Origin of the sequence: Thauera sp. 28, from assembly GCF_000310145.2 — a bacterium.
In the GTDB taxonomy this organism is placed as follows: Bacteria; Pseudomonadota; Gammaproteobacteria; order Burkholderiales; family Rhodocyclaceae; genus Thauera; species Thauera mechernichensis.
Genome location: NZ_AMXA01000026.1, coordinates 1 through 13610, shown reverse-complemented (window position 1 = coordinate 13610; position 13610 = coordinate 1). Strand labels below are relative to the sequence as shown.

Sequence of the window (13610 nt, the reverse complement as noted above, 5' to 3'; positions counted from 1 at the left end):
GTCATGCGCGTCCCGGGCAAGGTGCCGTGCGGGGGTGGGGCTTAGCCCCGGTACTGGCCCCGCACGGCCTGGGAAAGCACGGCGGGAGACCCTGTAACCTTGAACGCGAGCTGGGTCGCGAGATCGCGCAGCGGCGACATCATGCTGCGCGCGCGCGCACGCCCACCCGCACGGACTGGCGCGCGGCAGCGGGTGAGGCGGTGGTGAGCAGACATGTTCATGTGGCGGGCGATTGCTGACTATCGCCTTATTGTAGGCTACAACGGGGGACGTGTGGCCGGCTGCGGGGGCGCGTCATGCAGCCGGCTCGGTCCGTAAGCGTTGTGTGTCAGGTCGAGGTGCTTTAGACGTTGAACAGGAAGTTCAGTACGTCGCCGTCCTTGACCACGTACTCCTTGCCTTCGGCGCGCATCTTGCCCGCTTCCTTGGCGCCGGCCTCGCCCTTGCAGGCGATGAAGTCGTCGAAGGCGATGGTCTGGGCGCGGATGAAGCCACGCTCGAAGTCGGTGTGGATGACGCCGGCTGCCTGCGGCGCGGTGTCGCCGACGTGGATGGTCCACGCGCGCACTTCCTTGACGCCCGCGGTGAAGTAGGTCTGCAGGCCAAGCAGCTTGTAGCCCGCGCGGATCAGGCGGTCGAGACCGGGTTCTTCCAGGCCCATGGTCTCGAGGAACTCCTTTTTGTCGGCGTCCTCGAGGTCGGCGATCTCCGCCTCGATCGCCGCGCACAGCGCCACGACCTCGGCGCCTTCGGCGGCGGCATGGGCGCGCACGGCGTCCAGGTGCGGGTTGTTCTCGAAACCGTCCTCGGCGACGTTGGCGGCATAGAGCACCGGCTTGGCGGTGATCAGGCAGAAGGGCTTGAGGCTGGCCCATTCTTCCCTGGCGAGCTCGAGCGCGCGCACCGGCTTGCCCTGGTCGAGCTGGGCGAAGCACTTCTCGAGCACGGCGACGAGGATCTTGGCCTCCTTGTCGCCCGAAGCGGCAGGGCGCTTGTAGCGGTTGATGGCCTTCTCGACGGTGGCCATGTCGGCCAGGGCGAGCTCGGTGTCGATGACCTCAATGTCGCGGATCGGGTCGACGCTGCCGGAGACGTGGATCACGTTGTCGTCGGCGAAGCAGCGCACGACGTGCACGATGGCGTCGGTCTCGCGGATGTTGGCGAGAAACTGGTTGCCCAGGCCTTCGCCCTTGGATGCGCCGGCGACAAGGCCGGCGATGTCGACGAATTCGACGATGGCGGGCTGGATCTTCTGCGGCTTGACGATCTCGGCCAGCTGGGCGAGGCGCAGGTCCGGCACCTCGACGATGCCGACATTGGGCTCGATGGTGCAGAAGGGGTAGTTCTCGGCCTGGATGCCGGCCTTGGTCAGCGCATTGAACAGGGTCGACTTGCCGACGTTGGGCAGGCCGACGATTCCGCATTTCAGGCTCATGTGAATCCTTGATCGTTCCGGTGCGCGCCGCCGCTCGCAGGGCTACGGGCTTGATCCGGTGTGGAAAACCCCGGATTGTACCGCGTCGCAGTGTGGTGCTCCAAAGGCGATCCCTTCGCATGACGAGACGAGGCGGCGTGGCTCTTGTCCTGTGCCTGGCCTACAATCATCCGTCCTGCATTTGTGCAAAACAGAAACCAGAAACAGGGAGACATGGATGAACACGAACTGGATCGAGGCGATCGATGCCCGCAGCGCTGCAGCGCTGGCGTCGGGGGCGCTGGTGCCGGTGCAGGCCGAGCAGGTCGAGATGGAGGACGCCGGCATGCGCTTCATCGTGCGCTGGGTGTCCTCGCTGGCGGCCAAGGATGCGAGCAAGGCAGCCGCCGCGGTGAAGGTTGAGGGCGCCAGGGACGACAAGACGGTGGCGATCCCCGGCGGTCCGCGCGACCCGAACTTCAATCCCTTCCTCAATCCCGACCCCGAACTCACCGTCGGGCCGGTCGGATCCGAGCATGTCGCGATCCTGAACAAGTTTCCGCTGTGCGCGCGTCACCTGGTGCTGGCGCGGCGAGAGTTCGCCGAGCAGTTGTCACCGCTGGCGCTTTGTGACTTTGCCGCGCTTGCCGAGCTGATGGCCGCGGCAGGCGGGATCGGGCTCTACAACGGCGGCGCTGCCGCGGGCGCCAGCCAGCGCCACAAGCATGTGCAGTGGATGCCGGAGGCCGAGGGCAATGCCAGCCTGCGCCTGTTCGTGCCCGGGCTGCCGGCAGCGCTGGCAGAGCAGGGGGTGGCCACGCATCCGGCGCTGCCGATGCGGCACTGCTTCGTGCGTGTGCGCTGCGGACGGGGTGAGGCGGTGGCCGTGTCAGCCGACAGCCTGCTGGCTGGCTTCGAGCGTGCCTGTGCCGAGCTCGGGTTGCGCGCGGGCGAGGATGGCCTGCTGCCGCCCTTCAACCTACTCGTGGGTGATGGCTGGCTGCTGGCGATTCCGCGCAGCCGGGAGCATTTCGAGGGCATCTCGATGAGCGCAGTGTGCTTCGGCGGGACCTTATACACCCGCCACCGCGAGCAGATCGAGGCGATCCGCGCGGTGGGTCCGCTGCGCGCGCTGGCTGCAGTCGGCTACTGAGCGCGATCAGGGCCTCAGCCGTCCCCTGCGGGCGGCTCGTCCGAGCCGACGGCTGCGGGTGGCCCGGGGGGCTTGGGCGACTTCGGAGGTTTGGGCGGCGCGGGGCGTGCGTTGAGCCTGGTGGCGGCGGCATTGAGCTCGCCGCGCTGGATCTGCGGCCAGACCGCGAGCGCCTTGTCGATGGCCTCGTCGATCAGCTGCTGCTCTTCGCGCCGTGCCGGCTTGAGCACGAAATTGACCACCTCGTTGCGGTCGCCAGGGTGGCCGATGCCGATGCGCAGGCGCCAGTAGTCGTTGGTGCCGAGGTGGGCGGAGGTGTCCTTGAGTCCGTTGTGGCCGCCGAGGCCGCCGCCGAACTTGAGGCGCAGCTGGCCGGGCGGCACGTCGAGCTCGTCATGGATGACGAGGATCTCGGCCGGTTCGATGCGGTAGAAGCGCGCCAGCGCACCAATGGCCTGGCCGGAGCGGTTCATGTAGGTCTGTGGCATCAACAGCCACATGCCGGCTTCGCGCGCGTTGGCGACCAGGCCGTGGAAGCGTGATTCGTGCGAGAAGCGTACGCCGAACTTGTCGGCGAGCCGCTCACAAAACCAAAACCCGGCGTTGTGCCGGGTCTCGGAGTATTCGGCGCCCGGGTTGCCGAGGCCGACGATCAGACGAGGCGGGCGCATGGGCGCAGTGCTCATCAGTGTCGGCCTTGGCTGTACGGGCAGGGCTGTGGCCGATCAGGCCGCTTCGCCTTCGCCTTCGGTCGCAGCGCCCTTGACCAGCAGCGCGGTGGCGACCACGGGGTCGCCTTCACCGTGCATCACCAGCTCGACACCGGCCGGCAGCTTGATCTGCGACACGTGCACCGACTGGCCGGCTTCCAGCGCGGACAGGTCGACCGAGATGAACTCGGGCAGATCCTTGGGCAGGCACTGGACGTCGATTTCGTTGATGGTGTGCGAGATCATGCAGCCACCGAGCTTGACGGCCGGGCTGACGTCGTCGCCGACGAAGTGCAGCGGCACCTTCAGGTGCATCTTCTGGTCGGCAGCGACGCGCTGGAAGTCGATGTGCAGCACTTGCTGCTTGAACGGGTGCCACTGGGTGTCACGCAGCACCACGGATTCCTTGGCGCCCTCGACCTCGATGCTCAGCACGGAGGCGTGGAAAGCTTCCTTGCGCAGCAGGTGGTAGAGCTCATTGTGGTCCATGGTGATCAGGCTGACTTCGCCCGCGCCGCCGTAGATGATGCCCGGCAGCTGGCCGGCGCGACGCAGGCGGCGGCTCGCACCCGTACCCTGAGCGTCACGCTTGGTGGCCTTGAATTCGATCTGCATTGTGTTGCTCCTGAGTGAAGAGTGTCTTCGCCCGCGACCAGGCGAAGACGGTGAAAGCCCGTACGGCACGGGGCCGTACGGGCGAAAGACTTATTCCATGAACAGCGAGGACACCGATTCCTCGTTGCTGATGCGCAGGATGGTGTCGGCGAGCAGGGAGGCGACCGAGACCTGGCGGATGCGGTTGCAGGCCTTGGCGTCCTCACGCAGCGGGATGGTGTCGGTGACGACGAGCTCGTCGAGCGCCGAATCATTGATGCGCGATACGGCTGCGCCCGACAGCACGGCGTGCGTGCAGTAGGACAGCACGCGCTTGGCGCCGTGCTCCTTGAGCGCGGCAGCCGCCTTGCACAGCGTGCCTGCGGTGTCGACGATGTCGTCCATGATCACGCAGGTGCGGCCTTCGACCTCGCCGATGATGTTCATGACTTCGGACACGTTGGCCTTGGGGCGGCGCTTGTCGATGATCGCCAGGTCGCATTCCATGCGCTTGGCGAAGGCGCGTGCGCGCACCACACCGCCGACGTCGGGCGAGACCACGAGCAGGTCGTCGTACTTCTGCTTGTCGAGGTCGGCGAGCAGCACCGGCGCCGCGTAGACGTTGTCCACCGCGATGTCGAAGAAGCCCTGGATCTGGTCGGCGTGCAGGTCCATGGTCAGCAGGCGCTGCACTCCCACGGCTTGCAGCATGTTGGCGACGACCTTGGCCGTGATCGGCACGCGCGCCGAGCGCGGGCGGCGGTCCTGGCGGGCGTAGCCGAAGTACGGGATGGCAGCGGTGATGCGGCCGGCAGAGGCGCGCTTGAGCGCATCGACCAGCACCAGCAGTTCCATCAGGTTGTCGTTGGTCGGCGAGCAGGTGGGCTGGAGGACGAAGACGTCCTTGCCACGCACGTTCTCGAGCAGTTCGACATTGACCTCGCCGTCCGAAAAGCGGCCGACGGTGGCCGAACCGAGGGAGATACCCAGACGTCGCGTCACATCGGCGCCAAGCTTGGGGTTGGCGTTGCCGGTGAAGACCATCAGGCTGCCGTGGGGCATTTCAGCTACTCCGAAGCCGTTTAAACGACGCGCGAATAAAAATTGTCGCGCAGAAACGACTCGGGCAGGCCCATGGCCTGCCCGTCGTCATCTGGCTGGGGAGGAAGGATTCGAACCCTCGAATGCCGGAATCAAAATCCGGTGCCTTAACCGACTTGGCGACTCCCCAAGAAACCTTTTCGCCCGCGATGCAGATCGCTTGGCAGGGCGGGCGCTATTGTAACCACTCGTAAAGCGGATGGCGAGCAAGACTGCGCGCTTTCCAAGCTTTCCAGCGTGGCGGACAACTTTTCGTGATGCGATCCGCCTGCTCTTCAGAGCGTGCTTCCGCAAATACGCAGGCGCCCGAGCCTGTCATTCTGGCTGGTGCAAAGGTGCTCAACCAGTCGATCGCTTCTTGCACCTCCGGATAACGATTGCAGGCTACTGTCTGCAGGTCGTTTTGGGTGGTGCTTGCTGCGAAGTCCGCCATTTTGATGAGAGGTGTGTTGCGCGTCAAGTCCTTCGACGAAAAAATTTCTGCAGTCGGTATGGAGACGCCTGGCGACAGGATCACGTACCACGCCGAGGGCAGCGTCAGGGCTTGCAGCTGCTCGCCAACGCCCTCGGCGAAGGCGTCCTCGCCGAAGACGAAAACCGGCACGTCGGCGCCCAGTTCGAGTCCGATGGTCTGCAATTGCGCGCGTGACTGGCCGGTTTGCCAAAGGCGGTTGAGCGCGATCAACGTCGTGGCTGCATCGCTGCTGCCGCCGCCCAGCCCGCCGCCCATGGGTAGTTGCTTGTGCAGGGTAATGTCTGCCCCCAGGGTGGTGGCCGTGCGTTGTTGAAGCAGGCGTGCGGCGCGCACGACAAGGTCCTGTTCCTCGGCAACGCCAGCGATGGCGTTGGTGCGCCGGATGACGCCATCGGTGCGCAGCCGCAGGTCGATCGTGTCGCCCCAGTCGAGCAGGCGGAACGCGGTCTGCAGCAGGTGGTAGCCATCGGGCCGACGGCCGACGACGTGCAGGAAGAGGTTGAGTTTGGCGGGCGCTGGGCAGCCCAGCAGTTGGGTCGGCTTGCCGGCTTGCAGAACGGTGCCGAGGAGGGGGGGGGTGTTCAGGGCAGGATGGTCCATGAATCGGCTATCAGTCGGATGCGGGCATCGCCGCGGGAGATGTCCACCCGCGTGGGCAGGGCCTGGGCGCTGTCGTCGGCATAGGCGGCGTACTCGATCCGCCAGCCGCGGTCGATGAGCAGTACGGGGCGCCCGGCGGTGTCGCGCAGGCGCACCTCGGCGCTGCCGTCGGTGACTGCCTGCACCCACAGGCGCAGGCGCGCAGCGGGGATGTCGACGTTGAACACCCGGGGAAGCAGCAGGTCTGCGCTCGGGGCCTCGATGATCGCGCCGTCGGCGGTGCTCAGGCGGGCGCCCTCAGCGCTGCTGTCGAGGCGGGCGGCGATCTGGCCGAGCGGGGACAGCAGCACCAGCGTATCGGCGTCGGGTGTGTGCTGCCACTCCAGCCTGCCGCTTGCACCCTGCACCCCGTCGCTTGCCGACAGGCGGCCTTCTAGCAGGAAGGCGGGCAATGCCGTGCGCGCGGCCGCGGGCGTGCCGCCTGCCGGCGATGAGGGGAGCAGGGGGGCGCATGCAGTGAGCGCCAGGCTGGCGCCCAGAGCCAGGATCAGCACGCGCCGCTGGCGGCCGTGCCGGCGGTGTGCAGGCTGCGCAGTGCTCATCGCACGCCCAGGCGCAGCGCGGTGTCGTTGAGCAGGCGGTTGTCCGGGTGGGCGCTCAAGGCCTCGTCGAAGATGCGGCGGGCCGCGTCCTTGCGCTCCAGCGCCCACAGCACTTCGCCGAGATGGGCTGCGATCTCGGCGTCCTGGCGGATCGAGTAGGCCCGCTCCAGGTGCTCGAGCGCGGCCAGCTTGTCGCCGCGTCGGAAATGTACCCAGCCCAGGCTGTCGAGAATGAAGGGGTCGTCGGGGGCGAGCTCGAGCGCGCGCTCGATCAGTTCGTGCGCTTCGTCCAGGCGCAGGTTGCGGTCTGCGAGCGAGTAGCCGAGGGCGTTGTGGGCGTGGGCATGCTCGGGGTCGAGCTCGATGATGCGGCGCAGGCGCGTCTCCATCAGGTCGATACGGTCGAGGCGCTCGGCCAGCATGGCCGACTCGTAGAGGAGGTCGGTATCGTCGGGCGTCTCGCGCAGGGCGTCATCGATCACCAGCAAGGCCTCGCCCGGCTGGTTCGCGTCGCGCAGCAGATGCACCTCGGCGAGGACCAGCCGGCGCTGGGTCTCGGGTTCGTCGGCTTCAGCCTGCAGCAGCGTCCGGGCTTCATCCAGGCGGCCTTCCTTCGCCAGGCTCTGGGCGCTGCGGATGATGGCTTCGGTGCGGTGTCCCTCGTCGCTGACATCGGCAAACCACTGGCGGGCGCGTTCGCCCTCGCCGCGTCCGTCGGCGATCTGGCCAAGGTGGAGGCGGATGATGTCGGCTTGCAGGTGCCCGGCGGCAAGGGCGCGCAGGAAGCTGGACTCGGCCTCGCTGGCTTCGCCGAGCTGGAGCGAAAGCAGGCCGACGGCATAGTGCAGCTCGGCATCCTCGGGCGCGCCGACGAGCAGGTGGCGGAACTCGGCACGCGCTTCGGCAAAGCGCTGGTTGCCGACCAGGGCGCGTGCGTAGGCCTGGCGCAGGCTGCGGCTTTCGGGCGCACGCTTGACCTCGGCTTCGAGCTGGCGCATGGCTTCGGCGCCGGCGCCCGCCTGTTGCAGGATCTGGGCCTTGAGCAGCACGCCGGGTTCCCAGCCCGGGCGCAGTGCGAGCGCGCTGTCGGCCGCAGCGAGGGCCTCCATCGGGGACTCGGCGATCATGGCGGCCTGCGCACGTGCGACATGGGCTTCAGGCACTTCAAGGTAGGGCTCGGTGAGGCGTTGCACGATCTCCTTGGCGGCCTGCTTGTCCGGGATGCGCGCGAGCGTGCGGTTGAGGCCGAGCAGGTTCTGCGGCAGGCGCTCGCTCGACTGGGCGAGCACCCGCGCGAGCTGGATCTGCACCGCGTCGAGATCGATGCTGTCGCGTGCCTCCCCGGACCCGGCGATGCTTGCAAGCAGGCGGCGGGCCTCCTCCGACTCCGGCGCGACTTCGCTCCAGATGTGCGCAGCCTGGATCGCGAGCTGGACGTTGCGCGAGTACATTGCGATCTCGGTGGCTCGGCGTGCGATGCGCGGGTCGCGGGTGGAGCGCGCAAGGTCGAGGTAGAGCTGGGCGGACAGGCCGATTTCGCCGCGGGCGCCGGCGATCTCGGCGAGCAGGAAGTGGTACAGCGTGCGCGCGGTGAGTTCCTGCGCGGGCAGTGCGCCGCCGACGATGTCGCCATTGGCTGCTACGGCGGTCCCGCCCGTGCCCAGCGCGAGTGCGAGGCAGACTGATCGGGCAAGGCGCTTCAAGTGGGTCTTCATGGGCAGGGTCCGGCAGACTTCGATCGATGCGGCGCGGGCCGCGGCGTTGCGGGGCCGTGTGCGGGCTGACGCGGGTTGGAGGGCTGATCTAGAATTCGGTTCGCGTCATGGTATGCAGTTCGATGCACTGCTCGCAAGCAGCGTGCGCCATTGGCACCGCCCGGCCCGCGAATGTGGGTGCTCCGCCCGCTGCGCCTTCCCTTCCCGTCACGGGGTTTCGCCTCGCCCAGCCCATCTTCATGCCCGAACTGCCAGAAGTCGAGACTACCCGCCGCGGTATCCAGCCGCATGTCGAAGGGCGTTGCCTGAACGCTGTCGTGGTACGCAATGCGCGCCTGCGTGAACCCGTACCCGACAACCTGGCCGCGCAGGTGGGGGGGCGCACGCTGCAGGCGGTGACGCGGCGCGCCAAGTACCTCCTGTTCGATTTCGGTACGGGTACGGTGATCGTGCATCTTGGCATGTCCGGCAGCCTGCGCGTGGTGCAGGCGAATGAGCCCGCAGGTGTCCATGATCATGTCGATTTCGTGTTCGGTGCGCAGGCCTTGCGTCTGCGCGACCCGCGCCGCTTCGGCATGGTGCTCTGGCAGCCCGGTGCCGCGTCCGGGCACCGGCTGCTTGCCGGTCTGGGGCCCGAGCCGCTCGAAGCCGGCTTCGACGGTGCCTGGCTGTACCGCGTCACGCGTGGGCTGCGTGCTCCGATCAAGCATGTGCTGATGGACAGCCACAAGGTTGTCGGTGTCGGCAACATCTATGCTTCCGAGAGCCTGTTCAGGGCGCGCATCCATCCGCTCCAGGTGGCCGGGCGGCTCGGCGAGCAGCGTTGCGAACGCCTCGTCAGTACCGTGCGCGAGACGCTGGAGGCGGCGATCGCCGCGGGTGGCAGTACCTTGCGCGATTTTGTCGGTGGCGATGGCCAGCCGGGTTACTTTCAGCAGCAGTACTTCGTCTATGGCCGTGACGACGAGGCATGCCGGGTGTGCGGCACGCCGGTGCGGCGGATCGTCAGCGCCCAGCGTGCCACCTACTTCTGCCCGCGCTGCCAGCGTCGCAACTAGGTCGCTCGTCGGCCGCGGCACGCCTCCTGTCCGCAGCAGGCGCTTTTCACGTTGTAAACGGCGGTGCTCGCCGCTATCCTTCAGGAATATCCATGGCAACCCACTCGACGAGGGTGCAGATGACCGATCTGACCGAACAGTTCTCCGCCTACGCCCGCTGGCGCGCCAATGCAGGCGATGCGGTGACCCGCCTGCGCAGCTGGCTGACGCGCAACGAGGTGGGTGACGCGCAGTCCGACCTGCGCCTGCAGTACCTGCTCGAGCGCCTGCGTGACGACAAGCTCACGGTGGCTTTCGTTGCCGAGTTCTCGCGCGGCAAGTCCGAGCTCATCAACGCCATCTTCTTTGCCGACCATGGCGATCGCATCCTGCCCTCGAGCGCCGGGCGTACCACGATGTGCCCGACCGAGCTGCAGTGGTCCAAGGGGGCGAAGGCAGAGCTCAGGCTGCTGCCGATAGGCACGCGCGTGCGCCAGACGCCGGTCAGCGAGCTCAAGCGTTATCCCGAGGAGTGGCATGTGTTGCCGCTCGATGCGGTCGATGCGCCCAGCCTGCAGCGTGCGCTCGCACGCGTGGGCGACACCCAGCGTGTCAGCCAGCCCGAAGCCGACGCGCTCGGCTTCGCGGTCGATGTCAAGGGCGAGGAGGGCATCAAGCCCGGCGCCGACGGCTTGGTCGAGATTCCGGTCTGGCGCCATGCGGTGATCCAGTTCCCGCACCCGCTGCTCGAGCAGGGCCTGGTCGTGCTCGATACGCCCGGCCTCAACGCCATCGGCGCCGAGCCCGAGCTGACCCTGTCGATGTTGCCCAATGCGCACGCCGTGCTCTTCATTCTGGCGGCCGACACCGGGGTGACGCAGAGCGACCTTGCCGTATGGCGCAGCTACGTGCAGGGTGGTGCGGAGCGCCAGCGCGGTCGCATGGTGGTGCTGAACAAGATCGATGGCCTGTGGGACGGCCTGCGCGACGAGGCGCGGATCGAAGCCGAGATCGCGCGCCAGGTCGATTCGGTGGCCGATACGCTGGGCATCGAGCCCGCCGCGGTCTTCCCGGTGTCGGCGCAGAAGGGGCTGGTGGCCCGCATCCAGGGCGATGCGGCGCTGCTCGAGCGTAGCCGCGTGCCCGTGCTCGAGCGCGCCTTGAGCGAGGACCTGCTGCCCACCAAGCAGGAGATCGTGCGCGAGGACATGTTCGCCGAGACGCACGAGGTCATCGCTGCCACGCGCGGCCTGCTGGAGGCCCGCCTGGGCAGCCTGCGCGAGCAGTTGCAGGAACTCACCGACCTGCGCGGCAAGAACCAGAGCGTCATCGAATACATGATGCGCAAGATCCGCAGTGAAAAGGAGGAGTTCGAGCAGGGCCTGCAGAAGTACTACGCGGTGCGCTCGGTGTTCTCCAACCTGACCAACAACCTTCTTGCCCACATGGGGTTGGATGCATTGCGCGACGAGACCCGACGCACGCGCGAGGCCATGCTCGAATCCTCCTTCTCGCGCGGCCTGCGCGAGGCGATGGAGGGCTTCTTCAAACACTTGCGTGCCAATCTGGAGCGGTCGACGGCAGAGATCGGCGAGATCACGCGCATGCTCGACGCCATGTACAAGCGCTTCAGCGTCGAGCACGGGCTCAAGCTGACGCCGCCGGAGAGCTTCTCGACGTTACGCTACGAGAAGGAGATCGACCGCCTCGAGGCGGCCTTCAATCGCCAGATCAATACCGCGCTGGTGTTGGTCACGACGGAGAAGCACGCGCTCACGCAGAAGTTCTTCGAGACCGTGGCTGTGCAGGCGCGCCGCACGTTCGAAATCGCCAACCGCGACGTCGAGCAGTGGTTGCGTGCAGTCATGTCGCCACTGGAAACCCAGGTGCGCGAGTACCAGATCCAGCTCAAGCGCCGCCTTGAGAGCGTGAAGCGCATCCACGAGGCGACCGACACGCTGGAGAGCCGTGTCGATGAGCTCAAGCAGGGCGAGCAGGCCGTGCTGGCGCTCATCGCCGACCTCGATGCGCACGAGAACGCGATCGCAGACGCGCTTGGCCTGGCCCGGGTGGAGTCTGCCGACACGGAGGCGGGGCGCGCCGTCGCCTGAGCGCATGCGGCCGCAAAGACGAATGGGCGAGCCGCGGCTCGCCCATTCGAGTTTTCAGCGTCTGCCCGCCGAGAAGGGGCTCAGGCCTTGCCGGTCAGCTTGAGGAACTTCTCCATGAGCTGATCCTTGGTTTCCTTGTGGTCGGGATCGAGCGGAATACAGTCGACCGGGCACACCTGCTGGCACTGCGGCTCGTCGAAGTGGCCGACGCATTCGGTGCACTTGCTGGGGTCGATCTCGTAGATCTCGTCACCCTGGGAGATGGCGCCGTTCGGGCACTCCGGTTCGCACACGTCGCAGTTGATGCATTCGTCGGTAATGATCAGAGCCATGTTCTTTGCTTCCTTGCTTTCACTTTGAGTTCAGTTTTTCCTGCAGCCGTGCCAGCACCTGAGGCTGCACGAACTTGCTCACGTCGCCGCCGAGGCGGGCGATCTCACGCACCATGGTGGCCGAGATGAACATGTACTCTTCTGCCGGGGTCAGGAATACTGTTTCGACGTCCGGATAGAGCTTGCGGTTCATCCCCGCCATCTGGAATTCGTATTCGAAGTCGGACACCGCACGCAGGCCGCGCAGGATAACGCGCGCATTCTGCTGCAGCAGGAAGTCCATGAGCAGGCAGTCGAAGCCGACCACCGTTACATTGGGAAAGGCGGCGACGGCCGAGCGTGCGATCTCGACCCTCTCCTCGAGCGAGAAGATCGGGTTCTTGCTGTTGCTCTTGGCCACTGCGACCACGACACGGTCGAACAGCACCGAGGCCCGTCGCACGAGGTCCTCATGGCCTCGGGTGAACGGGTCGAAGGTGCCTGGATAGACCGCAATCGCTTCCTTCATTCATCGCTCCCACGCATCAGATGGAAATGAACCTGGCCGGCATGTCCTTGCCTGACGACGTGCCACTTGCCCAGACTCGTGACCGGCGCCTCGGCTTCCACGTAAAGCCAGCCACCGGGCTGGACGATGCGGTCGAGCCAGGGGGCTACACGCTCGATCCAACCCTGCTTGTACGGGGGGTCGAGGAACACGCCGTCGAACCTTCGCGGTGTGGTTTGCGCGAATCTTACCGCATCGCCGCGCACGATCTCTACTTGCGATGCTTGTAGGGTCTTTGCCGATTTGTGCAGTGCGTCCAGGGCGCGTGCATCACGCTCGACCAGCACCACGCCCGCGGCACCGCGCGAGGCCGCCTCGAAACCGAGGATGCCGGTGCCGGCGAACAAGTCCAGGCAGTGCTGGCCGTCCAGATCCTGGCCCAGCCAGTTGAACACGGTTTCGCGCACGCGATCGGGCGTGGGGCGCAGTCCCTGTACCTGGGCGACGTCGAGCAGGCGGGAGCGCCATTGCCCGCCGACGATGCGTACCCGGCTCAATTGGCGCCGTCCGTTATCGCGGCGCTCGGCGTGGCAGCGGCATCCGGCGCGCGATCACCGTCGCCGCCAGCGATCACGGTGATGAGCTGATCCGGGCGGATGCGGCGTTGCCAAGCGTCGCGCACTGCCGCCACGGTGACCTTCTCGACGTGTGCTGGATAGGTGTCGAGCCAGTCCAGGGCGAGGCCGTAGAAGCCGATCATGGCGACATGGTCGAGCAGCTTGGCGTTGGAGTCGAGGCGCAGTCCGAAACCGTTGATCAGGTTGTCCTTGGCGGCCTGCAACTCGTCGGCAGTCGGTCCTTCGGCTATGAAGGTGTCGAGTGTCTGGCGCACGACCGAGAGTGCGTCGTCGGCCTGGCTGCCGCGCGTCTGCAGCCCGATCTGGAAGGGGCCGGCGACCTGTTGCGGCGACAGGAAGCTATAGATGCTGTAGGCGAAGCCGCGCTGCTCGCGCACTTCGCGGGTCAGGCGCGACACGAAGCCGCCGCCGCCCAGAACGTGGTTGCCCACCAGCAGCGCGAAGTAGTCCGCATCCTCGCGTGCCATGCCGGGCTGGCCGACGAGGATGTGGGCCTGGGCTGAAGGGTGGGGGATGCGGAAAGTCTGGGCGCGGGTGGGGGTGGGGGACGGCGGCGGGCTGGCGGCTGTGGTCTGCGGTAGGGCTTCGGTGAGGCGGGCGGCGATGCGCTCGGCCGTGGCGCGGTCGATATCGCCGACGAT

14 protein-coding genes and 1 tRNA gene are annotated in these 13610 nt (G+C 66.9%); 3 read left to right on the top strand and 12 right to left on the bottom strand.

From position 1 onward, the window contains the following. Positions 1–343: 343 nt before the first annotated feature. On the bottom strand, positions 344–1435 hold the full coding sequence (gene ychF, locus C662_RS15300) for a redox-regulated ATPase YchF (protein WP_002931070.1): 1092 nt from the start codon (positions 1433–1435) through the stop codon (positions 344–346). 217 nt (positions 1436–1652) lie between these two features. Here ychF and C662_RS15295 point away from each other — a divergent pair, with 217 nt between their 5' ends. Continuing rightward, on the top strand, positions 1653–2567 hold the full coding sequence (locus tag C662_RS15295; protein ID WP_002931060.1) for a phosphorylase: 915 nt from the start codon (positions 1653–1655) through the stop codon (positions 2565–2567). A 14-nt stretch (positions 2568–2581) separates the two neighbouring features. On the opposite strand, the gene pth is transcribed toward C662_RS15295, so the two are convergent. The 7 genes from pth to C662_RS15260 all read right to left on the bottom strand — a co-directional run bounded on the left by pth (position 2582) and on the right by C662_RS15260 (position 8364). After that, positions 2582–3253, bottom strand: a complete 672-nt coding sequence (gene pth, locus C662_RS15290; RefSeq protein WP_037984812.1) for an aminoacyl-tRNA hydrolase — start codon at positions 3251–3253, stop codon at positions 2582–2584. Between the two features lie 39 nt (positions 3254–3292). Next, complete coding sequence (locus tag C662_RS15285; protein WP_002931056.1) at positions 3293–3892, bottom strand: 50S ribosomal protein L25/general stress protein Ctc; 600 nt, start codon at positions 3890–3892, stop codon at positions 3293–3295. A 90-nt stretch (positions 3893–3982) separates the two neighbouring features. Further along, positions 3983–4933 carry a ribose-phosphate pyrophosphokinase gene (locus C662_RS15280; protein WP_002931055.1) on the bottom strand — a complete coding sequence of 317 codons (951 nt, stop codon included), beginning with the start codon at positions 4931–4933 and terminating at the stop codon, positions 3983–3985. Between the two features lie 92 nt (positions 4934–5025). Further along, positions 5026–5102 (bottom strand) — tRNA-Gln (locus C662_RS15275). A 45-nt stretch (positions 5103–5147) separates the two neighbouring features. Next, the gene (ispE, locus tag C662_RS15270; protein ID WP_002931052.1) at positions 5148–6047 is read right to left on the bottom strand and encodes a 4-(cytidine 5'-diphospho)-2-C-methyl-D-erythritol kinase; all 900 of its coding nucleotides are present in this window, start codon (positions 6045–6047) and stop codon (positions 5148–5150) included. After that, positions 6029–6649, bottom strand: a complete 621-nt coding sequence (gene lolB / locus C662_RS15265) for a lipoprotein insertase outer membrane protein LolB (RefSeq protein WP_002931051.1) — start codon at positions 6647–6649, stop codon at positions 6029–6031. The genes ispE and lolB overlap by 19 nt, the downstream gene beginning before the upstream one ends. Beyond that, positions 6646–8364 (bottom strand): tetratricopeptide repeat protein, encoded by a 1719-nt coding sequence (locus C662_RS15260; protein ID WP_002931049.1) that lies wholly within the window; start codon positions 8362–8364, stop codon positions 6646–6648. Before C662_RS15260 ends, lolB begins: the two co-directional genes overlap by 4 nt. Positions 8365–8603: 239 nt before the next feature. On the opposite strand from C662_RS15260, the gene mutM reads away from it, so the two are divergent. After that, positions 8604–9422, top strand: a complete 819-nt coding sequence (gene mutM / locus C662_RS15255; protein ID WP_002931048.1) for a bifunctional DNA-formamidopyrimidine glycosylase/DNA-(apurinic or apyrimidinic site) lyase — start codon at positions 8604–8606, stop codon at positions 9420–9422. Positions 9423–9541: 119 nt separating this feature from the next. Continuing rightward, positions 9542–11512 (top strand): dynamin family protein, encoded by a 1971-nt coding sequence (locus C662_RS15250; RefSeq protein WP_002931045.1) that lies wholly within the window; start codon positions 9542–9544, stop codon positions 11510–11512. Positions 11513–11592: 80 nt separating this feature from the next. Here the strand turns inward: C662_RS15250 and C662_RS15245 are convergent, their stop codons facing one another. The 4 genes from C662_RS15245 to C662_RS15230 all read right to left on the bottom strand — a co-directional run. Beyond that, positions 11593–11844: a YfhL family 4Fe-4S dicluster ferredoxin gene (locus tag C662_RS15245; protein ID WP_002931043.1), complete on the bottom strand. Its 252-nt coding sequence runs from the start codon at positions 11842–11844 to the stop codon at positions 11593–11595. Positions 11845–11863: 19 nt separating this feature from the next. Beyond that, positions 11864–12352 carry a pantetheine-phosphate adenylyltransferase gene (gene coaD, locus C662_RS15240; protein ID WP_002931041.1) on the bottom strand — a complete coding sequence of 163 codons (489 nt, stop codon included), beginning with the start codon at positions 12350–12352 and terminating at the stop codon, positions 11864–11866. Beyond that, positions 12349–12888: a 16S rRNA (guanine(966)-N(2))-methyltransferase RsmD gene (rsmD, locus tag C662_RS15235; protein WP_002931040.1), complete on the bottom strand. Its 540-nt coding sequence runs from the start codon at positions 12886–12888 to the stop codon at positions 12349–12351. The genes coaD and rsmD overlap by 4 nt, the downstream gene beginning before the upstream one ends. Further along, on the bottom strand, positions 12885–13610 hold a 726-nt coding region (locus tag C662_RS15230), incomplete at its 5' end, for a M16 family metallopeptidase (RefSeq protein WP_002931039.1). The genes C662_RS15230 and rsmD, both read right to left, overlap by 4 nt.